At 47.9% G+C, this 22,470-nt stretch carries 17 protein-coding genes and 1 tRNA gene; 16 read left to right on the plus strand and 2 right to left on the minus strand.

Annotation, left to right across the window (positions count from 1 at the left end):
- Positions 1-62: 62 nt before the first annotated feature.
- The gene (locus KS4_RS04100) at positions 63-272 is read right to left on the minus strand and encodes a hypothetical protein (protein ID WP_145075005.1); all 210 of its coding nucleotides are present in this window, start codon (positions 270-272) and stop codon (positions 63-65) included.
- A 488-nt stretch (positions 273-760) separates the two neighbouring features.
- On the opposite strand from KS4_RS04100, the gene atpG reads away from it, so the two are divergent.
- The 14 genes from atpG to KS4_RS04170 all read left to right on the plus strand — a co-directional run bounded on the left by atpG (position 761) and on the right by KS4_RS04170 (position 19,877).
- The gene (atpG, locus tag KS4_RS04105; RefSeq protein ID WP_145075008.1) at positions 761-1,642 is read left to right on the plus strand and encodes an ATP synthase F1 subunit gamma; all 882 of its coding nucleotides are present in this window, start codon (positions 761-763) and stop codon (positions 1,640-1,642) included.
- A 234-nt stretch (positions 1,643-1,876) separates the two neighbouring features.
- Positions 1,877-2,302, plus strand: coding sequence for an AtpZ/AtpI family protein (locus tag KS4_RS04110; RefSeq protein WP_145075010.1), 426 nt, complete (start codon positions 1,877-1,879; stop codon positions 2,300-2,302).
- Complete coding sequence (locus tag KS4_RS04115) at positions 2,274-2,753, plus strand: hypothetical protein (protein ID WP_145075012.1); 480 nt, start codon at positions 2,274-2,276, stop codon at positions 2,751-2,753. Before KS4_RS04110 ends, KS4_RS04115 begins: the two co-directional genes overlap by 29 nt.
- Before the next feature lie 2 nt (positions 2,754-2,755).
- Positions 2,756-3,787, plus strand: coding sequence for a F0F1 ATP synthase subunit A (locus tag KS4_RS04120; protein WP_200761556.1), 1,032 nt, complete (start codon positions 2,756-2,758; stop codon positions 3,785-3,787).
- A gap of 135 nt (positions 3,788-3,922) precedes the next feature.
- Positions 3,923-4,186, plus strand: coding sequence for an ATP synthase F0 subunit C (gene atpE, locus KS4_RS04125; RefSeq protein ID WP_390620472.1), 264 nt, complete (start codon positions 3,923-3,925; stop codon positions 4,184-4,186).
- 133 nt (positions 4,187-4,319) lie between these two features.
- The gene (gene atpF / locus KS4_RS04130) at positions 4,320-4,907 is read left to right on the plus strand and encodes a F0F1 ATP synthase subunit B (RefSeq protein WP_145075017.1); all 588 of its coding nucleotides are present in this window, start codon (positions 4,320-4,322) and stop codon (positions 4,905-4,907) included.
- A 35-nt stretch (positions 4,908-4,942) separates the two neighbouring features.
- The gene (gene atpH / locus KS4_RS04135; protein ID WP_145075020.1) at positions 4,943-5,539 is read left to right on the plus strand and encodes an ATP synthase F1 subunit delta; all 597 of its coding nucleotides are present in this window, start codon (positions 4,943-4,945) and stop codon (positions 5,537-5,539) included.
- Positions 5,540-5,626: 87 nt separating this feature from the next.
- A complete protein-coding gene (gene atpA / locus KS4_RS04140; RefSeq protein ID WP_145075023.1) occupies positions 5,627-7,162 on the plus strand; it encodes a F0F1 ATP synthase subunit alpha in 1,536 nt (511 codons plus the stop codon).
- Between the two features lie 167 nt (positions 7,163-7,329).
- The gene (locus tag KS4_RS04145; RefSeq protein ID WP_200761557.1) at positions 7,330-7,590 is read left to right on the plus strand and encodes a PLDc N-terminal domain-containing protein; all 261 of its coding nucleotides are present in this window, start codon (positions 7,330-7,332) and stop codon (positions 7,588-7,590) included.
- Positions 7,591-8,329: 739 nt separating this feature from the next.
- Positions 8,330-9,613 (plus strand): citrate synthase, encoded by a 1,284-nt coding sequence (locus KS4_RS04150; RefSeq protein WP_145075025.1) that lies wholly within the window; start codon positions 8,330-8,332, stop codon positions 9,611-9,613.
- 233 nt (positions 9,614-9,846) lie between these two features.
- Positions 9,847-12,555, plus strand: coding sequence for an NAD(P)-binding domain-containing protein (locus KS4_RS04155; protein ID WP_200761558.1), 2,709 nt, complete (start codon positions 9,847-9,849; stop codon positions 12,553-12,555).
- A 26-nt stretch (positions 12,556-12,581) separates the two neighbouring features.
- The gene (locus tag KS4_RS04160) at positions 12,582-14,135 is read left to right on the plus strand and encodes a hypothetical protein (RefSeq protein WP_145075031.1); all 1,554 of its coding nucleotides are present in this window, start codon (positions 12,582-12,584) and stop codon (positions 14,133-14,135) included.
- A 446-nt stretch (positions 14,136-14,581) separates the two neighbouring features.
- On the plus strand, positions 14,582-16,810 hold the full coding sequence (locus KS4_RS04165; protein ID WP_145075034.1) for a glycoside hydrolase family 2 protein: 2,229 nt from the start codon (positions 14,582-14,584) through the stop codon (positions 16,808-16,810).
- A gap of 148 nt (positions 16,811-16,958) precedes the next feature.
- Positions 16,959-19,877 (plus strand): sialate O-acetylesterase, encoded by a 2,919-nt coding sequence (locus KS4_RS04170; RefSeq protein WP_200761559.1) that lies wholly within the window; start codon positions 16,959-16,961, stop codon positions 19,875-19,877.
- Between the two features lie 208 nt (positions 19,878-20,085).
- On the opposite strand, the gene KS4_RS04175 is transcribed toward KS4_RS04170, so the two are convergent.
- A tRNA-Lys gene (locus KS4_RS04175) sits at positions 20,086-20,158 on the minus strand.
- A gap of 276 nt (positions 20,159-20,434) precedes the next feature.
- On the opposite strand from KS4_RS04175, the gene KS4_RS04180 reads away from it, so the two are divergent.
- Both KS4_RS04180 and KS4_RS04185 read left to right on the plus strand, forming a co-directional pair.
- On the plus strand, positions 20,435-21,502 hold the full coding sequence (locus KS4_RS04180) for an N-acetylneuraminate synthase family protein (protein ID WP_145075040.1): 1,068 nt from the start codon (positions 20,435-20,437) through the stop codon (positions 21,500-21,502).
- A 262-nt stretch (positions 21,503-21,764) separates the two neighbouring features.
- Complete coding sequence (locus tag KS4_RS04185) at positions 21,765-22,076, plus strand: hypothetical protein (protein ID WP_145075043.1); 312 nt, start codon at positions 21,765-21,767, stop codon at positions 22,074-22,076.
- The last annotated feature ends 394 nt before the right edge of the window (positions 22,077-22,470 follow it).

Genomic DNA, 22,470 nt, shown 5'->3' on the forward strand with positions numbered 1-22,470 from the left:
AATTGTTTTTCAGATTTATCTGATTATTTTGAGCGTTTTGTGATAATGCCTGCCGTGTTGCTCTAGCCGGCTCGCTTGACTGGTTCATAGCCATCGCAAGATGAGACGGCGGTGACTTTGAGGTGAACATTTTCCAGGGTGGGGTTGCCACATTCTTCGGTAAGCGTTTCGGGGGCTTCATGGTTGACTCGTATTTGAATAAGTTCATCGCCGCCGTGGTGCTCGCCAAAGTGCTTGCACATACCACACATTCCGTCACTGATTGATAGCATCGTGTATCTCCTATTTAACGTTACTGGTTTGATCCGGTTATTTAATTGAATGATTGCTCGGTGGAAAAGTGGAGCAGGGGTGTTGCGGGTATTGGATTGGAGTGAGTGAGGTGTACGAAAAGCGAACGAGTTGAGGGGGTTTTGGGGGTGAATCGATCCGGTCGAGATGAGGCTATGTGTATTGTGGGGGAAAAGGTTCCGTGTGTGCATAGGTATTATCGTGCTAATAAGTAGAGAAATAGCAGAGAATAAGTATCAATTGCATATTGCGAGTGTGTTGCAAGAAGCTGAAAAAGAATGTTGTAAAAAGTGTGCTGAGAGGGTGAGGAAAGGGATATGATTTTCGGACTTCGACTGATGTTGGAGGTAGTATTTATCCGAATAAGTAATAGACCTAAAGCGGACTGTAAAGTCTTTTAATTTTCTTTTAACTTCTTGAGGTAGCCGCCTTTGGCAAGATTTGACGAAGGCGGTATGATACGCCGACCATGCCAGCAAACGTACGCGAAATCAAGGGCCGAATGAAGGCCGTCGGGAATATTGAACGTATCACGAAGACGATGCAGATGATTGCAACTGCGCGTTTTCAGGCGATGCAGAAGCGGGCTGTGGCCGCGCAGGCCTATACTCGGAAGATCGCGGAAGTGGTCAGCGAGTTGGCAGACAGCGTGGGCAGTGATGCTGAGGGAGTTCATCCGCTGTTGTTGCAGCCTGAAGAATCGACGGGGAAGGTGGCAGTGCTTGTACTGACCTCAAACCGTGGTCTTTGTGGTGGTTACAACGCGAATATTATCCGTAAAGTGAACGAATTTTTCCGAGAGCATGATGATGCTCATCTGGAAGTTTCGGGCAAGAAGGGTCATGCTTACTTTAAGTTTATAGGCCGCAAGGTTGATGTCTATCATGACGAGTTTGATGACAGCCCGAGTTATGAAGAGATCGAGGCGGTTGCGAACACGTACATGAAGGATTTTGTGGCAGGGAAGTATGACGCGGTGTATGTGATTTACACAGCGTTTATCAGCATGGCGAGGCAGGAAGCGAAAGCGGTCCAGTTGTTGCCGATGCAGCCACCTGAGGCTGATAAAGATCATGGGGCGAAGGCTGAGACGATGTACGATTTCTCGCCAGAGCCAGAGGTGCTGTTGGCCGAGTTGTTGCCGGTGACGGTGAAGACGCGACTGTATCAGTGCTTTAATGAATCGTTGGTGAGTGAGCAGTTGGCACGTATGATTGCGATGAAATCGGCGACGGATTCGGCTGGGAAGATGAAAAAATCTCTCGGTAGGCAATATAACCGCGCTCGTCAGACAGCGATCACGACCGAGCTCAGCGAGATTATCGGTGGAGCGGCGGCGTTGGATCAGTAAATAGAATAAGGAAGCGCCGGTGATTTGCCGGTGTTTTTTGATATGGGATGGATCGGGACGTGTTGAGGGGGATGTGGGAATGACAATTAGTGAGTCATGTGCGTGTGATCAAGCGACGTGCGTGTGTGACGAAAGAGATCAGGGCTGCTGATTGAGAGATTGATTGGCGGAGATAAACCGAGGTTGTATTTACCTGTGTTAGGTGGATGTGACTAGGTCAATGGTAAGAGCTGCATGAAGCGAGGTAAGCCGCAGGCTGACAATCCGTGGGTAATGTTTCACATGGGGTTGGAGTTTGCGGGCGCTGCAGTGATCTTGACTTTGATTGGTTGGTACTTTGTCGACCTCAAATTCGACACGGGTCCGTGGGGAGCTCTGACTGGTTTTGCGATTGGCTTCATTGGCGGCTTCTATTTGTTTATCAAAGAAGCATTGCTGGCGAACCGGTTGGCACAGAAGCATTACAAAGAGGGGTTAAGGAGCGGGCTAACGGGTAAGCCGAGCTTGATGAAGGGTGTGGAGCATTTGGGGAAGGGAATAGATGGGAAGGGTGATGAACCGTCTTCGGATGAGGCATCTGAAGATGAGGTTAAAGAAGAAGAAAACGGTTTGCCCGGCGATGAAAGTTTGGATGAATCGGATAAAAGTGAGAACGATTGAATCAGTGAGTCAGAAGCCAGCCACAATTCCACCCTTTCCGATCGTACGCAGCTACATCAGGCTGATTGCGAGTATCGTTATTGGTGTGGCTTTGGGCTTGTTTATTACGATTGGTTTAGGTCATGGGCAGTGGGTGCTGCCGATGGTTTGTTCGGCAATCGTATGTTTGATTGCTTCGCTGGTTGCGATGGAGCCGATTCGAATCGTGAGTAAATGGGGAGTGGAGAAGATCGCACCTGCTTATTTGATAGGTATTGTGATCAGGGGTGGATTGAGTTTGGCTGGCGCGTGTATGCTGGTCTTTGGATATGGCATGCCTTCACGTGAGACGGGGGTCTTTACAGCGGTATGGTATGTACTGTTGTTGGCTGTGGAGGTCATGATTTTGGTACGATTTTTCAACACCGCGACAGTTGATCCGACGAGACGTCCGGAACTGATGGAGAGTTGATGGTGTCGAGTTATATAAACATATTGGCTGAAGAAAACCTATTGGTTCACGTGTTGCCACAGTCTGCATTTAAGGTTGGCAACTTCACGATCTATAACCAGATGGTGCTTACAGGTATCGCTGCGTTGATCGTGTTGCTGATCTTTGGTTATGCGTCGCGCAAGATCCGAACGAATCAAAATGAGGGTTTGGATGGCTATGTCACCAAGGGTCGATTCGCACAGTTGCTTGAAGTGCTGTGCGTGTTTATCCGTGAAGAGGTGGCGCGGCCGAACCTTGGGAATCTTACAGATAAGTACATCAAGTACATCTGGTCGGTGTTCTTTTTTGTATTGACGATCAATCTTGTGGGGATGGTGCCTGCGGGGCCGTTCTTTGCAGAGATTGCATCGTACTTGCCGGAGAGCACGCAGACGGGCATTGTTCATGCACTTGAAGCGATCGGCGCGACGCCGCACCCATATGGTGCTGACAAGATTGGTCTGGTGACGTGGTTGTCACACCTCAATGGTAATGCGAACGGTAACCTGAATATGACAGCTGCGATGGCGGTTCTTTCGTTCATCGCGATTGTTGGGATTGGTATGAAAGAGCAGGGGCTCAAGTATTTTGCTCACTTTGCTCCGGTACCGTTTACGCCGATTTTGATGTCGCCGATCGCTGGGATGTTGGTGGTGATTGAGGCGATGGGCGTAGTGATTAAATGTGTTGTGTTGGCCATGCGTTTGTTTGGCACGATGCTTGCAGGTCACTTGGTCTTGGCGGCGCTGTTTAGTTTGATTTTGGCGGCAACCAAAGCGGGTGGGTTTATTATGGAAATGGGTGTTGGTGTGTTGGTCGTTGGTGGTGCGACGGCACTCTCACTGCTTGAACTGTTCTTTGCAGTGTTGCAGGCGTTTATCTTTACCTTCCTGACGGTGCTGTTTATCAGTGCTGGTGCGGTGCATCATGGCGAGCATGATCATGATGAAGAACATGAGTTCGAGCCTAAGCACGACAAGGGTATGGAAGGGATTGAAGGCGTTTCGCTTTAATAAGCAATGACACGCAGCTGAGGCTGCGAAAAACGATATTCGCCCCGGGTTATCGGCGCCGCGTTGGGCAACTTTTTGAAGGCCGAAGTAACGTTTAATCTCAGAATTGGAGATTTTGAAATGATGGATTCACTGATGACACTGGCGCAAGAAGGCGCAAGCATGATCGGCGACAAGGGTTTGGCTCTCTTGGGCTTGGCACTTGGTTTTGGTTTCACAATCATGGGTGCTGCAAAGGGCATCGGCAACATCGGCGGTAAGGCTGTTGAGTCGATCGCACGTCAGCCAGAAGTTGCTGGTCCAATCGGCACGAACATGATTATTGCTGCTGCACTGATCGAAGGTATCGCTGTTATCTCAATGGTGTTCCTTGCTTTCGTTCTTACAGGCAAGCTCTAAATTGGAAATTGCAGATGAGCGTCTAGCGACGTTTATCTGTTTTCAGGGCAGGGGACTAAATTGAAAACATGATTGATAGCACGAGAAGGTGCGAATCAATCGATCGAGCGTTTACACTGCAAAAGGTGAGACGATGAAGAAATATTTGTTAATGGCAATGCTTGTGACAGCAACACTCTGGCTGGGAGGCGCGGAAGCTTTTGCTGCTTCTGACGCTGGGGGTGATGACAACCTCTTGAAGCCAATGCTGGGCCAATTCGCATGGCAGTTGATCTTGTTCTTGGTTTTGTTTGTGGTGTTGACCATTTTTGTTTGGCCACCAATCCTGAAAGGTTTGCAGGACCGCGAAGCGAAGATCAAAGGCGATCTTTCCAGTGCTGAAAAAGCTGCTAAAGATGCGGCGGGCACGTTGGAAGAATACAAGGCGCAGTTGGCTGACGCACAGAAGAAGGCTCAGGAAGTCATTGAGGAAGGCCGTACTGCGGCGACGAAATTGTCTGCTGAGTTGAAAACTCAGGCGGAGAGTGAGATTCAGGCGATGCGTGAGCGGGCTGGGGCAGAGATCCGCGGTGCGAAGGAAGAAGCCCTCGCACAGATCTACGAGCAGGCTGCGGTGATGAGTACGCAGGTGGCTGGTCAGATCCTTCGTAAAGAGATCAGTGTAGACGATCAACGTGGGTTGATCGATGCGTCACTACAGGCATTGAAGGAACGCAACTGATCCTATTCAGCGGTTAGTCATGAAGGATTGAGCCGATGGCATTGAAAAAACAAGAAATGACAGATGCAGTGAGCGAAGTTTATGCTCGTGCACTGATTGAGATCGCTGAAGAACACGGTGAACTGGATACAGTTGCCGGCGAATTGAACGAGTTGGCTGCTGTGATTGAGCAGGAGCCGGACATGATGCGGATCATGCGGAATCTTGCGATCAGCAAGCGTGAAAAGGCGGGCTTTATAGAACGCGTTTTTCGTGGCCGATTCAGCGACACGATGTACAAGTTCCTGCAGGTGGTGAATGAAAAAGATCGTTTGGTGAGCCTTGCTGGTATGGTGACGGCTTACGATGAGCTGCTTCGTGAAAAGCGCAATGTGGTGAAGGTTGAAGCGTGGGTCGCTCGTGAGCTTGACTCGTCTGAGATTGACCGTGTTGCACAATCAATTGGCGAATCACTCGGCGGGAAGACCGTCGAGCTTGAGTTGCAGGTTGATGAGAGCCTGATTGGCGGCTTGAAGATTCGTGTGGGTGACAAGCTCATTGATGCGAGTGTTTCCAGTCAGCTTAATTTGATGCAGCAACGTCTGGTCAAAGTTGGGCGTGAGAAAGCAAGAGAGGCTGCGGCCACTCTGTAGCAGGCAGATTGCCTGAAATCGTAGATTAAAAGAATCAAGCGACTATGCTTGAAATAGAAGATGCCCCTTCAATAAAGAGGCCCATAAATGAAGATTCAAACTGACGAAATTACTGGTGTTATCAAAAAAGAAGTTGAGAACTTTGGGCACGCGCTCGACGTTGCTCAGATCGGCACGGTCGTCGAAGTCGGCGATGGTATCGCTCGTGTTTATGGCTTGTCAGAAGCCAAAGCTGGCGAGATGCTCGAGTTCGAGGTCGGTGACGGCGAAGTCGTTCGTGGTCAGGTCATGAACCTTGAAGAAGATATCGTTGGTGCGGTTATCTTCGGTGACTATCTCAAGGTTAGTGAAGGCATGACGGTCAAAGCGACGGGTGAATTGCTGAGTGTGCCCGTTGGTCCTGGCGTGCTGGGCCGCGTGGTGAACGCACTCGGTGAACCGATCGATGGTAAAGGCCCGATCCAAGGTGAAGAAACCCGCAAGGTCGATATCATCGCTCCGGGTATTGCTGAACGTCAGCCTGTGACGCAGCCGATGCAGACCGGTGTTAAAGCGGTGGATTCGATGATCCCGATTGGCCGAGGCCAGCGTGAGTTGATCATTGGTGACCGTAAGACTGGCAAAACTGCAGTCGCGATTGACACCATCATCAATCAGAAAAAATATGTCGGCACCGAAGACGAGATGATTTGTATCTACGTCGCTGTCGGCCAGAAAGACTCCACTGTGGCGGGCGTTGTTGAACAACTCCGTCAGGCTGGTGCGATGGATTACACCATCGTCGTGAACGCTTCTTCATCAGAAGCTGCTCCACTGCAATACATCGCGCCTTACTCGGGTACTGCGATGGGTGAGTACTTCATGTGGAAGGGTAAGCACGTTCTGTGCATTTATGATGACCTTTCCAAACAGGCAACGGCTTATCGTCAGTTGTCATTGTTGTTGAAGCGTCCTCCGGGCCGTGAGGCTTACCCCGGTGATGTTTTCTACCTGCACTCTCGTTTGCTCGAACGTGCAACGAAGCTCTCCGATGAGAACGGCGGCGGTTCACTGACTGCTCTGCCTGTTATTGAAACGCAAGAAGGCGACGTTTCTGCATACATCCCAACCAACGTGATTTCCATCACCGACGGCCAAATCTATCTTGAACCAGATCTGTTCTTCGCAGGTGTGCGTCCTGCGATTAACGTGGGCATTTCTGTTTCACGTGTGGGTGGTAATGCTCAGATCAAAGCGATGAAACAGGTGGCGGGCTCACTGCGTCTTGACCTTGCGGCTTACCGTGAGCTTGAGGCATTTGCTCAGCTCGGTACCGATCTTGATAAGGCAACCCAGTATCAGCTAGATAATGGTGCGAAGATGGTTGAGCTTCTCAAGCAGCCACAGTTCGTGCCGATGGATGTGATTGATCAGGTCATCCAGATCTTTGCTGCGGGGAACCGCTTCCTTGATGATGTTAAGTTGGATCAGGTGCAAAAGTTCTCGACTGATCTTGTTGAGTTCTTTAAAACGCAAGGTGCTTCAGTCCGTGAAGAGCTTGCTGAGAAGAAAGACATCAAGGGGCTTGAGGATAAACTCAAGAACGTGATCAAGGACTTTAAGAATGGCTGGTCTGCCAGCTAAATCAGGTCTATAAAATAGAATCTTCAGAACGCTCTGCGAGTAATCGTGGAGCGTTTTTTTTGCAAGCATGCAGAAGAATTGTGTCGAAATCTCACTTCTGTGGGTATTGTTGCGTTATGATTGGTTGGTAGAAAATACACGAACTCGATCAAGATGGAGATTCTGTAATGCTAGAGATGATGAGTATGTTGGCTAATGGTGGGCATGATGCGCTCTCCTTCTTGCCGGTTTTCGGATGTGCAGCATTCGGTGGATTGATTGGATTACTATTCTTGATCTTTTGGATCTGGATGCTGGTTGATTGCTGCACGAAGCAATTTAAGAACAATGATAAAGTCATCTGGATTCTGGTCATCATCTTTGCTGGCGGTATTGGGGCGCTGATTTATTTCCTCGTGGGTAGAAATACCGCAATTGAAGAAAGATAAGGGATGTTGTCGCAGATGTCGTTGGATGGCTACCGTCGGTGCTGCCGATGCGGGTAAACACTAGGCTGGTTTTTTCTTGTAACGCCTGAAGACCTGTCTTGATCGCGATAGCGTATAGATGCCTGAAAGATTCGTGCCACTAATGGATACGCATTCGATCTGGCGATGTCAGTTGTTGCGAGGCAGTCTATGCGGTACTCGAGAATTAAATTGATCATCTCAGTCCTAATTACGTTTGTTATCGTTTATGCAGGTTCGTATCTACTTTTGCCGCACTGATTTGAGTTGCATGCTGATTATGCTTGGTGGTAGATGTGTTATGGGCCTTCTCGGTCTCTTTATAAGGGCAATATTCATTGATGAGATGAGAAAGCGCCTATTCATAAATTAGACTGAATTGGTACTAATCGGATAAAAAATCTAATAAATCTTTTTGTGGAAAGATCTTGTAGCCGATGACATCTACTGTGTTGGAATTATGTGAAAAGATGCGCGTTATCTACATAGAAACGCTCGATTATGCTATGCTAGAATTGAAAAATAGCTGAAGATATGGGAATTTTATGGTTTTTTCCCGCATATCGGAACAGTTTCAGCATGCGGTACTTTGGGATGTGGCATGGTGGGCCAAGTGGATTTTAGTCGGTAGCGAAAAAACGTAAAGCCTTCTAAACTACTATATGAGAACGCTATTAAAAGTTTGGTTTGGTAAGAAAGTAGGAACATGGATAACGCGATCATGACTGATACGGCAAAGATATCGTTCCCTGATGGCCAGGTCTTCGAAGCACCTGTCAGAATCGGTTCGGAAAAAGAAAAGTCAATCGACATCACGAAATTGCGTGGCGAGACTGGGTATATCACCCTCGACCCTGGCTACCGCAACACCGGCTCTGTCGCATCTGATATCACATTCATCGACGGTGAGAAGGGTATTCTTCGCTATCGTGGCATCCCCATCGAGCAGCTCGCTGAAAAATCAACCTTCATCGAGACCGCTCAACTGCTCATCTATGGCGAACTGCCTTCGAAAGATCAGATGGCACGCTTCCGTGAGTTGCTCACGATGGAGCAGAATATTCACGAAGGTCTCCGTAATGCATTTGATGGCTTCCCCGCTAATGGTCACCCCATGGCGATCCTCTCTGCGATGATCAATGCGGTTTCCTGCTATCACCCAGATATTATGGAAATGGAAGATGAGTTCAGCTTCGAAAAAGCTGCTGCTCGTCTGATGGCTAAAGTACGCACCGTTGCGGCAGCTGCCTATAAAACATCCATTGGTCAGCGCATCATGTATCCGCGCCCCGACCTCTCATATTGTGCAAACTTCCTGCACATGATGTTCTCGATTCCCCACATGGAGTACTGTCCAGACCCCGACGTTGTGCAGGCACTCAACCAAATTCTTCTGCTTCATGCAGACCACGAGCAGAACTGTTCAACTTCCACCGTCCGTATGGTTGGCTCATCAGGTGCGAATCTTTTCGCTTCCTGTTCAGCGGGCGTATGTGCTCTTTGGGGCCCACTTCATGGTGGTGCGAATGTGGCTGTCCTCAAGCAGCTTCGTGAGATTCAACAAAGTGGTGTGAATGTTAACGACTACATCGAGAACGTGAAGCAAAACAAGGGCAAGCTCTTTGGCTTCGGTCACGGTGTTTATAAGAACTTCGACCCACGTGCTTTGATTCTCAAGAAGAGCGCTGACAAGGTGCTCTCTAAGCTCGGCGTGAACGATCCGCTGCTCGACATCGCAAGACGTCTTGAAGAAGCTGCGCTTAACGACGACTATTTTGTCAGCCGTAAGCTGTATCCAAACGTCGACTTCTACTCCGGGATTATCATGCGTGCGATGGGCATCCCAGTGAACATGTTTACAGTTATGTTTGCTATCGGTCGTATGCCAGGCTGGATTGCCAACTGGAAGGAAGTGCAGGATCAGAAGTCCAGCATCTACCGTCCGCGTCAGCTCTTTACCGGCTCAGAACCGCGTGACTATGTCTCACTAGATGACCGCAGTTAATTAACGTCATCACAAAATAATAGACGATAAGGGTAAAGCCCATAGGTCCAGCGCCTATGGGCTTTTTTCTGCTGGGCATCATCTTTCCGCCCTTCTTCTGACTTGATTCATATTTGTACGGAATATCACGTGGTTTTAAGACGTTTGCGTATTGTCCGTATAACGTCTAGCCAACGATATTCGGATTTATGCGATCAGTATGTTTCATACATAGATTCAATACGGAGTGAATGATGGTCACGACTGCATCTGGGAAAAAGCGAGGATGGTTTGGCAGATATGTCCATTGGTTGCACACCAAGTGGCCGGCCGGTACCGTCGAAAAACTCCCAGATGTTGCGCCTGATGGCACAACCAATGTCAACGGCCTTTATGTTGTCGGTGATCTCACCGGCGTACCGCTGCTCAAATTCTCTGCCGACACCGGCGCAAAATCTGTCAAGAACATACTCGCTGATCCTTCATTTCAAAAACGAACACAGAACGATAACGTCATCGATGTCCTCATCATCGGTGGCGGAGTCTCAGGCTTTGCCGCCGCGATTGAAGCTAAAAAAGCTGGTCTTACCTATAAACTTCTTGAAGCTTCTGAAGCTTTTTCGACCATCGTTAACTTTCCCAAAGCCAAGCCGATTTTTACCTATCCCACGGATATGACCCCCGCCGGTGATCTTCAATTTCACGAGAAATCTGCGATAAAAGAAGGACTTCTGGAAGATCTAAACGAACAAATCACCGCGCATAATATTGAGCCTACCTATGCTCGTGTCGAATTCGTCAAAAAAATTCGTGGTGGAATCTTCGAAGCAAAAATGGCGAAAAGCAATGTGACGCACAAAGAGCCCATGGCTGCTGATATCCCCGATATGCTCAAAGCGCATCGCGTCATTGTCGGCATCGGGCGTTCAGGTAATTTTCGCAAACTCGGTGCGAAAGGTGAAGACCTCGATAAAGTTTATAACCGTCTTTTCGATCCCAAGGATTTTACAGGCAAAGATGTCGTTGTTGTTGGCGGCGGTGACTCCGCACTTGAAGCAGCCATCGCGCTATCGACCAACGGCGCCAATGTCTCCGTCAGTTATCGTAAGCCAGAATTTAGTCGTCCTAAGCCCGAGAATGTTGATAAGCTTAATATGCTTGCGTCTAATCCATCATTAGACGTTTCCATTGAACATCCCACGAGTGAGCGTGTGACCACTGCTTCTGGCTCCTTTATGCGAGAAGATCAAGTCAAGGAAACATGCACACATTGCGGCGCATCACTCGTTGGTCAACCTACCGAAGGCAACTGCCCCGATTGCGGCCACCATTACCGTAAATTTGAGGGTGCATTGCAACTCATGATGGCCTCTAAGGTCAAAGAAGTCACCGAGGATTCGATCACGATTACCAACAGCGAAGGACAAGACGAGTCCTTTCATAACGATGCTGTTTTTAGCATGATTGGCCGTGAGCCACCACTTGATTTTTTTCGCCGCTCGAATGTGCGCATCCGAGGTGAATGGTCAGGCAAATTCATTACCGTTATGATTTTTTTCATTCTTTTTTGCTTTTGGCTTTATCACTGGAAAGGTGAAAAAGCGATCCCTGCCATCGGTATGCTTCAGAACGTCGGCCAGAAAGTTGAATCCGTCACCGGACTCAACTTCATTGATGAAATCCTGTCCCCCGATCCCGACTCTATACTCAATCGTTGGTTCGGTAGTATGGAATCCATGATGGGTGATACCATGGGTTCTGTTATGGAAGGCATGAAAGATCAACGCGGAACTTTTGGCGTTGTTCTTACTTCAGCTGGCGCGCCTGCTTTCTACTACACACTTGCGTACTCGATCATCGTTGTCACTTTTGGTATCAGAAGAATCAGGCGAAGACGCACGCCTTACATTAAGACGCAAACCATTTCGCTGATGCTCATACAAACCATACCGTTGTTTATTCTCCCAGAGCTTGTTCTTCCCATCCTTGGTTACCACGGCTTCTTTGACTCTGGCGCTTCAGCATGGATCGCCGATCAAATCTTTCCGATAGTTGAATACGGTCACGGCCGCGAGTATTGGCGATCTTACGGATTCATCCTTGCCTGGCCACTCTTCGTTTATAACTGGTTTACGAATGAACCACTTTACGCTTGGCTGCTCATTGGTTTCCTTCAAACTTTTGTGATTATTCCGCTTCTCATCTATCGCTTTGGTAAAGGCGCGTACTGTGGCTGGATTTGCTCATGCGGCGCTCTCGCTGAAACTCTCGGCGATATGCAGCGTCATAAAATGCCACACGGGCCTAAATGGAATCGACTCAACATGGTTGGGCAATTCATCCTCTGGATTGCCCTTTTCATGCTTTTGCTTCGAATCATTGGTTGGATTTTTCCCAGCTCCTTTATTGGTGATCTTTTCTACGTCATGTTCACCGGTAAAGTCCACTATGAATCGTGGCCTTTTTTCCTCAAACCAATCGGTCTTCTCCTTCAGGTCTTTAACTATCAATGGTTCGTCGACCTGCTGCTTGCCGGTGTATTAGGCTATGGCCTCTACTTCATGTATTCCGGTCGTATGTGGTGCCGTTTTGCCTGCCCGCTTGCCGCGCTCATGCACATCTACGCTCGGTTTACTCAATTCCGCATCCTTTCCGACAAAAAGAAATGTATCTCTTGCAACGTTTGTACTTCCGTCTGTCATCAAGGCATCGACATTATGAATTTTGCCAATAAAGGCCTTCCTATGGAAGATCCTGAGTGCGTTCGTTGCAGTGCTTGTGTACAAAGTTGTCCGACAGGTGTCCTCACTTTTGGCCGCATCGATCGACGTACCGGTGTGACCATTGGCAAAGATAAACTCGCCGCCTCGCCCGTTCAGATGGTCGAGATGTCAGTGAACGGCAAAAAAATGCCGAAACGTGTTGAAGGACTCATGAATCGCGGTAAGAAAATGGATCAATAACTCACGATTATCTGAAGGCTGCAATTATGCAAATCAAACCTATAAAATCAGTCTTTCTAGCATCATTGATGCTGCTCATCGCATTTACATCCTCCGCATGTAAAAAAGAATCCTCCCCACCTAGTGAAAGCGATATCGCCACCGCTCAAGGTGATTCTGCCTCTCAACCACCCAAGCCCGTTCTTCAATATCCAAACGATCGCGGCGATACTGCAACTGTCCCTCAAATGGAATCCGATGATAAGTATAATATCCAACATACCGAGCCCATAGCCCCACAAGATCAAGATCTCGAGCACAGTGATCAGCAAAAACTACAAGGTCGAACACTTCGCCGACCAAGTATGACTGTTCCATCTATCAAAGCACAAGTGAATGCAGCAGACACTAGTAGTAACCCTTCATCAAAGTCGGCAGATGAACCATCCGCGCCAACGACAGCTGACTCGCCTGCTGAGCAAGATGAATCAACAGAATCGCAATCAGAGACTAAAACCGAAGTGAAAGGCGACGAGTCTAAAAATGCTTCCGATGCGATGGATAAAGCTAATACACAGTTAGATATGGAAGGTGTACCCAAGCCCATGGGCGAAGATGAAGCAGCCATCGAAGCTCAAGATATGGCAGACTCAGATCCTTACAATAATATCCGTACTGATAAAGGTGAAGACGATCGTATGGACATCTCTGAACGTGAGAATGCGATCCGTAATAATGAACCAAGTTCCAAGTCAGCGACATCAGTCATCCCTGAAAATCCAGAGACTGTCAAAGAACCCGACGATCCTATCAACGCAGAAATGCAGCCAAAGGAACCTGTTGCTCCGCCAGTCAGCCCAATTCTTCCCGAGGCAATGCCTGATGGCGAGGAGCGTGGCAAGCAATTGGTTAAAGACATCGAGGAGAACGAGAACTATAAAGGTTGGTACAGTCATCAAGCCATTGAGGGCCGTGTTGAACTCGTCTGGATGGGAGCCAAAGCCTTCGAAGGTGTTCTGGCTTTCCAGACTAATCTGGGTGCTGCCTGTATAGATCTCGATTCCGGCGAACTTCTCGTTTACGACGGCAACAGCGCATGGCTTAGCCCAACGAGTAGCGCTTTTAAACGTGCCCGCTTTCATCTCCTTACTTGGCCCTACTTCATCACTGTTGGCTACAAACTCAGCGACCCCGGTGTCAACATCGAATACCTCGGCGAACAGCTATGGAAAGAAGGCGAATCTTACCCCGCCTTCCGAATGACTTTCGGCCCTAATGTCGGTGACACCCCCGACGACTGGTATGTCTTATATGTTGATACAAAACGCAATCTCATCGTTGGTATGAACTACATCGTTACCTACGGGACCACGCTCGCTGAAGCCGAAAAAGAAGTGCACGCCATTTCCTATGATCGCTATCAACTCATCGAAGGTGTTGATGTACCCTGGCGTATGACTTTTTGGCATTGGGATCCCAGCAAAGGCATCACCGACAAGCTTGGCGAACTCAATTTCTCTTCTGCTAAATTCATCACGCCCGGCAAAACCTATTTTCAAAAACCCGAAAACTCACGCGAAGATAAAATCCCCAATCAATAATTAATACTGTAGGCAAATTCACATCAATAATTTTGTCTTCTAAGCGAACATTAGTCGCCATAGTTTACCCTGCTTATAATAGTGGGTTTTCTGCAATACTCAATCGCATTCAAGACATAGTTCAGTGCATCTCTCCATGGTATATTCGAACCGTTCACTCAAGAGAAACTCAAGAGTGGGCTGTATATCGCAACTTACTTCGTGGTTGTATACCAGAACGATATAACGAATAATTGCCTGTATAACAAACAATATTCGTTTTTTGAATATTCATCACAGGAATAAGTTTGTTCCTCGAACCGAGCAGACGACTCTTTGACTATAGAGAATATCAATAGTCGTTAAAGAAGCATTGCAGCCTAAGATGAGTTATGCACTGACGAGGTGAGTAACGATTGAACTTATCAATAAATGTCTTTCTATTATTAACAATATCAGTACTACATATGACGTTATTACAGCCAACAACGACGCACGCAAACGAACAATTGGATACCCCTTGGACGGCAGATGTCGACAAGAATAATCCTCTTCCAGAATACCCGCGACCACAGATGCGTCGCTCTGATTGGACAAATTTAAATGGCCAGTGGGATTATGCGGTCAAGCACCATTTAGATAACAAACCTACCGAATGGGGAGGAAGCATCACTGTACCTTTCCCCATCGAATCGCATCTTTCTGGCGTTAAACGTCATCCCACAGAACTCGAAGCGATTTGGTATCAGCGTAAGATCAATCTTCACAAGCCGATGGATGATCAGCGTATTCTCATTCATTTCGGCGCAATTGATTGGCATGCAAAGATCTATGTAAACGATCAATACATCGGCGAGCATCGCGGCGGCTTCGTCCCATTCTCTTTCGACATCACACACGCACTCAATAACACTTCCGCACAAACCATCACCATCCGCGTTTATGACCCGACTAACTCCGATTCACAAGCACGTGGCAAGCAGATCCATAAACCCCACGGTATTTTCTACACCAGTGCCTCAGGAATTTGGCAAACAGTTTGGCTTGAAAAAGTACCCCAAGAGTATATCCAATCCATAAAAATTATCCCTGACCTTGATAATCAATCCATTAGTGTCAATGTCAGAACCAACAAACAAAATTCTAAACTCAAAGCCATACTTGTCACAAAGTACAACAATCAATCTTACACGAGTGCCCTTAACACTCCCTTTGAAATCCCCGCGAATGATTGTCAGCTTTGGTCTCCTGAATCCCCTAATCTTTACGATTTTGAAGTCATGCTGATTGATGGCAATCAAACGGTCGACTCTATCAGCAGCTATTTTGCGCTCCGCAAAATCTCTTTTACAAAAGATAAGACCGGCTACAACCGTCTGCATCTCAATAATAAACCCATCTTCCAGTTCGGCCCTTTAGATCAAGGTTATTGGCCAGATGGTATCTACACCGCTCCTACCGACGAGGCGCTCCGTTATGACATAGAAGTCATGAAAAAGATGGGCTTCAATATGGTACGCAAGCACGTCAAGATCGAATCCGCACGCTGGTATTACTGGGCAGACAAGCTTGGCATCATGGTTTGGCAAGACTTCCCCAACAGTGGCGCTACAGGCGAAGCGAACAATCATCATGCCCATCAAAACACAACCGATGGTAAAGACGTTGACTTCAATGCCATCGAACACACACGTTTTATGGAGGAGTGGAAAGCCGCCATTGATGCGTACTATAACCACCCCTCAATCGTCGTCTGGATTCCCTTTAATGAGGGTTGGGGCCAGCATAAAACCAACGACGTTATTCAATGGACAATGAACTACGATCCTTCACGTCTCACCGACGCGCCATCCGGCTGGTTTGATCGTGGGCTTGGCGACATGATCGATAAACACAGCTATCCAGACCCAGGCATGTTCCCCGCATTAGACCACCGCGTATCTGTCCTCGGCGAGTTCGGCGGCCTCTTGCTAAATATCAAAGGTCATCTCTGGCAAGGCAAAACCTGGGGCTACAAAGAAACAAAATCACAAGATGACCTTCTCTATCAGTACGAAGACCTTATTCAACAACTACCACCCTTGATCGCTCGCGGCCTCGCCGCCGCCGTCTACACGCAACTCACCGATGTCGAAATCGAAGCCAACGGCCTCATAACCTATGACCGTAAAGTCATCAAAATCGACCCGCAAACACTCACGCAAATACACGCCACTCTTTTCAAGACCCCTCCTGCCATCAATCAACTCTTGCCTACATCCGACCTCACACCACAAACTTGGCAATATACAACCCGTCTTCCAAAACCCTCATGGATGAATCCCGACTACGATGATTCATTATGGCAAAGCAGCGAAGGCGGCTTCGGCACACCCGAAACGCCAAACACTAATGTCGGCACCAAATGGAATTCCCAGTCAATTTGGCTTCGTAAGGAATTCAATCTCAACACTGAAGATATACAAAACGCGGGCTCACTTCGGCTCAAGATCTATCACGATGAGGATGCCGAGGTCTATATCAATGGCATACTCGCCGCTGAATTCAAAGGCTTCACAACAAGCTACCGAACCGCCAGATTAAAACGTGAAGCCCTCGATTCACTCAAGCCCGGCCTGAATATCATCGCTGTCACATGTCAGCAAACCAAAGGTGGTCAATTCATTGATGTCGGCCTTGAACAATACCAGCAATAACATACCAATGTGATCGACCACGCATTGTTGCTTCTGGGGTATGGCATCTTAACGCCGTCACGTTAAGATAAATCGATCTCCACAGCAAAATCTCACCACGTTGTGGCTGTAAACAAATCAGCAATACTCTTCTCTAAGGATGCAAGACGTGAAAATCCATTGGATGTATCGTTACATACTCCTGTTCTCTGTGATTCTGCTTACAATCCCAAACGCCACCGCACTTGATTTGCCCGCCGCATTCACTGATCACGCCGTTCTTCAGCACGGTGTTTCTGTTCCTGTTTGGGGTTGGACTGACAATAATGCCCAAGTCGAAGTCACCTTCCAAGGACACACCATCACCACCACAGCCAACGCTGATGGTGAATGGCAACTCAAGCTTCCTCCTCTAAAACCCAGCAAAACGCCCGCGAATATGTCCATCCGTAGCGGCTCAGAATCAACTACTGTCAAAGACATACTTGTCGGTGAAGTGTGGCTATGTTCCGGCCAGTCCAACATGGAATGGATCCTTGAACGTTCTCTGTCCTTTGATAACGTCAAGCAAAATCCGAACACGCTTATACGCATGATCACTGTCCCTCGCAAAACATCTTCAGTCAGATTGAAGTCCGCCAAGACCAAATGGCAAACCGCTTCAAGCAACACCGTCGGCCGGTGGTCTGCGGTGGGCTATCACTTCGCAGAAAAGCTTCAGCAGGAACTCGATATGCCCGTCGGTATGCTCTCCATCTCCTGGGGCGGCACCCTCATCGAGCCATGGATCCCAATCGAAGGCTATCAAAGAACACCCGAAGTTGAAGATATTTACAATAAGATCAAATTAAGCAGTCCTTCAACCAGTGAATACGAAACCGCAGCAAAGAAATATGTCAACAAGGTTGAAGACTGGATTCAAAAGTCTAATGATCAGATAGATAAACAAAAACCGATTAGCAGCGCACCAGCTTTCCCAAAGTCACTCAAGCCGCTCGATTCGAATCGCAGCCCAACCGCGCTTTACAATGGCATGATTAATCCTTTTGTTCCTTACGCCATCAAAGGTGTCATCTGGTATCAGGGTGAATCCAATCACACGCAAGATGCCAACAAAATCGGCCCCGCCCGTTGGGGTTATCTCCACAAAACCAAAGCGCTACTCGCAGGTTGGCGATATCTCTGGGACAACCCCACGCTTCCCTATTATTTCGTGCAGATTGCGCCATACAACTACAAAAACAATGCCCCAGATGTACTCCCACAATTTTGGGAATCACAAGCCGAGATCGAAAAGCAACTCCCCAACACCGGCATGGTTGTCGTCAACGACATCGGCAATATCTCCGATATTCATCCTCGCAATAAGCTCGATGTGGGTCACCGCCTCGCCAATCTTGCCCTTCATGAGACCTATGGCAAAACCGAAATCGTTGCTCGCGGCCCGCAGCTCCGCGATATGATCGTCAGCGGTAACCAACTCCGTCTTAACTTCAACAACGCCGCCGACGGGCTTGACACACGTGACGGGAAATCGCCAAGTCACTTCGAAATTGCAGGCACCAAAACTTCATGGCGTAAAGCTAAAGCAAAAATTGAATCAAAAGATACCATCATTCTCTCCGCTAAAGACATCAATCAGCCTGTTGCTGTTCGGTATGCATGGGATATGCTCGCCGAGCCCAATCTCATCAATTCAGTCGGCTTGCCCACAGGTGCGTTCCGGCATGGCGAACTACCCGACTACTCCAAGGTCGAAAAGAATATTCCTGATCGCGATCAATACACCGTCGTTTATGAAGCTGATCTCAATAAAGCCAAAAAGAAAATTGTTTATGACATCAACAATACAAACGATATTCAAGGCTTCGATCGTATCGCATACATGCTTGAGCTAAATGGTGACCAAGGCTATCAATGGGTCTTCGTTTCCATGGATGCATTTACCGACGACATTCAAAAAATTGCCGTCCCGACCGCCGATTCTAAAGCAGTTTTTCAGCAACAACTCGACAACCTCAATGTCTATTCAAATAACAATAGCCTGAAAAACGGCAATCATAAAAACGGGAATATCGAATTCTGGGCGACCAACTACAAGCCTAACAAGCAAAGCGGTGTTGCCTCAGCATCCGACGAAGCCTTCGATCACAGCGATACCAATAGCAAGGATGGTGATTATGGCAGCATGCAAATTCATATCGCAAACCCAGCCGAAACTGTTTTTGCACTCAACCACTGGGTTGAAGGCTCAAAAACGTTAGACATTGGTATCGGTTCTCAGTCTTCCGGAAACGCCGACTGGACCTTCGCGAAAAACGGCGGCCGCTATAAACTAAAAAAATTAACCGTGCTTGTTCGTAAGGCCGATCCCGACGTCATGGCTGCAATTGAAGCCAAGCGACTTAAAAAACAAGCAATTGCTGCAGAGCAAAAACGCAAAGAATCCAAAAAGCTTAAATCAAAACTCATTCGATCCATCCCTGAAATTCGAAATTACACAGCCGTTTACACCACAAATCTCAATAACGCTGGCCCCGCAATCTCATATGATCTGAATATATCGGATCAAATCGAATCTTTTGATCGTATCGCCTATTACCTCGAACTCGACGACGGCTCCAAATCGCGATGGATCTACGTCTCTCTTGACGCGTTCACCGATGATGTCCAAAAAATCGGTATACCTACACTTCAATCCCCGTTCGTCTTTCAGACAACAGCAAAAAATCTTAGCGTCCTTACCAATCACCCCAATGTCACAGCCGGCAAATATCCAACCGGCCATATCGAGTTTTGGCCTTATAATTACGGCCCCAATAATCAACTCAACATTCCAAACGCGTCACAACAAATCTACGATCACGGAGACGCCAACAAAAATACAGGCGATTACGGCAGCATGCAGATCCATCTCCTGAACCCCGCCTCAACCCTATTCGCCATCAACAACTGGTATGACGGTGCCCGCAAAATGGATATCGGTATCGGCAATTCAACCGGCAAATCTCGTGACTGGACGTTCGCGAAAAACGGTAGTCAATACCGTATGAAAACACTCACAATCCTGGTTCGTGAATCTAATTAGCAGTTAGATTCAATACTTAGCCATATTTGGCTAGATAAGTTGGATCATCTATCGCAGCCAACAAAGCCATCACGTATGTGATGGCTTTTTATATGGAACTCTAATAAATGAACAAGTAACCTCATCCGTGTTTCAGGGTAAGGCAGCCTTCACAGATTGAACCAAAAAAAAGACTCACAATCCAAGGATCGTGAGTCTTTTAACTTAGTGACCGGGCTGGGACTCGAACCCAGAACCTGCGGCTTAAAAGGCCGATGCTCTACCAATTGAGCTACCCGGTCAATGAAACTCATCTGAGTCTCAATTTTTGACCAATTATAGATCGAAAACCGGCGTAGTGACTTTAAACGCCGCATCGATGAGGTGCAAATGATAACAAAACTGCGGAAAAGGTAAAGTTTGCCTGCGGTTTTCCGCAATCTTCAACCTTTCAACCGTGGACAAGCTGACATTCGTGTCCGTTCTGGATACAAAACCCACCAGTTGGCTCTGTAATCCCATCATAAGCCCCATTTGAGAGCTTGTCGCTTAGGCCCTCTCTGCGGTACGATGGCCGTATGAGCAGTCTTAAGCAGCGTCATATCCCGCTTTTCATAGAGCCGACAGCCGAGGTTAGCCAGCATACGCTGATCATTGCTGAGATCGGCGTGAATCATGATGGTTGCCCCAAAAAGGCGGTTGAATTGCTGCATGCTGCTCATGAAGCTGGGGCGGATATGGTGAAATTCCAGCTTTTTCATCCGGATCGATTGTTGAGCAGTCAGGCGCAACTCGCGGGTTATCAGGCGGGTAAGGCGGCGGATGCGTATGAACTTTTATCATCCTTAACACTTTCGACACAAGAGCTTACAGGGATTCTTCTCGAGGCAGATCGGTTGGGGGTCATGCGTGCCGTGACACCGTTTAGTTTGCAAGATGTGGATGATTTGGGGCAGATCGGGGCAGGGTTGGTGAGTGCTGTGAAATTGGCTTCACCAGACGCGGTGAATGGGCCGCTGCTGTCAAAGGCGGCAGGGTTAGGGTTACCGTTGCTGATTTCTACAGGCACGTGTGAGCTTCAGGAGCTGGACTATGCTGCTCAAATGATCCGTAGTCATTCCGTAGGCGGAGCATTATTGCACTGTGTATCGAGCTATCCAACGCCGCTTCCAGAAGCAGGTTTAAAAGCCATTGAGGTGATGCGTGATCGATTCGGATTGCCGATCGGGTATTCGGATCACACGCAGTCTGTGAGTACGGGCGCAATGGCGGTTTGTGCTGGGGCATGTGTGATCGAAAAGCATCTGACCTATGACCAAAATGCGGCAGGGCCGGATCATGCAGCAAGCATGGAGCCGTCAGATTTTGCTCTTTATGTGAAACAGATCCGTGAGGCGGAAGTCATGATGGGGCTAAGATTTAAGGGGGTACGTGAGGTCGAACGTGATGTGCGACTTGTATCTAGGCAAAGTGTCGCGGCAGCCAATGTTTTAACCGCGGGCCAAGTCATTGAATCAGCAGATTTAACGGTGATGCGGCCGGGCACGGGCGTACCGGCGATGCGATTTGATGAAGTCATCGGTAAACAGATCAAAATTGACAAACAGGTAGGTGAATTGATCCATGAGGAAGACGTTGCTTGGTAAGTCGTTAAATATATAGCGCTTACTGTTTGCGATTTTGGCTTTGCATGGCCTCAAGCGTGGATGCGGGGATTGAAGGCAAGATTGAGTGGGGGATGGCTGGGGAAAACGGGGGGTGTGTAAAATCATGGATTAGTGTGGGTGAGGCCGATGGTATTGGTGCGGGCCAGTGTGTGGATTGGGGTAAAGGGCATTTCCGGTGTTTCGTTGCAAATTATTTCAGATCCTGAAACGTTAAGTCTAATCTCTGATTAGAGGGTTGGTTATGTTGTCATACGTGCTTTGGGCGTTAGGTATCTATGTGTTATTGAGTTACGTATGGGGTGCATACGTAGCTTGGCGGCTGAATCGGTTGCGTCGTCAGATGCAGGAAACGATCGACGCGAGTGAAATGCAAATGGAGTCGGACGGGCTTTCGGTTGATTTTAAAGGCTTACGGAAATGGGCTGACGAAGGGGCAGGGCAGTTAGGGGAGCAGGACATGATGGACGTTACGGATGGTATTACTGATGGGCAAAACGAAGATGACCAGCATGAACACAAAGGCGAAAACAGCGGGGAGAGCGAAGCAGCCTAATTGAAGGTTAGGTAAACGGTTAACAAAAGACTAAGAATCATATGATGCGACTGAGCGGTAACACCCTCGCCTTTCCGGGGCGAGGGTGTTTGCTAATCTCACCCCCCCCTATCCCCCCCCATCATCCTCCATCCTCCCACCCCCTAAAAATTTCTGATCCCAATCTGCCATCATCCTTTGTCACACTTCTTTTTCGCGATCGTTCTCGAAAATAGAGATGCGATGGTGAGCAGAGCATCATTCTCAACTAATATCTGAACTATCTAGAAAGCTGAGAGGCGCGCACAAAATCAATGTGCATTCTGTGCGCGCGTTATAAAAGCGGTAAAAAACGGTCTATTTCTTGATGTTTTCTCGTGATTTCTATTTATATTTAGAGAAAGTTGAGCTAAAG

This window comes from Poriferisphaera corsica (assembly GCF_007747445.1).
In the GTDB taxonomy this organism is placed as follows: domain Bacteria; phylum Planctomycetota; class Phycisphaerae; order Phycisphaerales; family Phycisphaeraceae; genus Poriferisphaera; species Poriferisphaera corsica.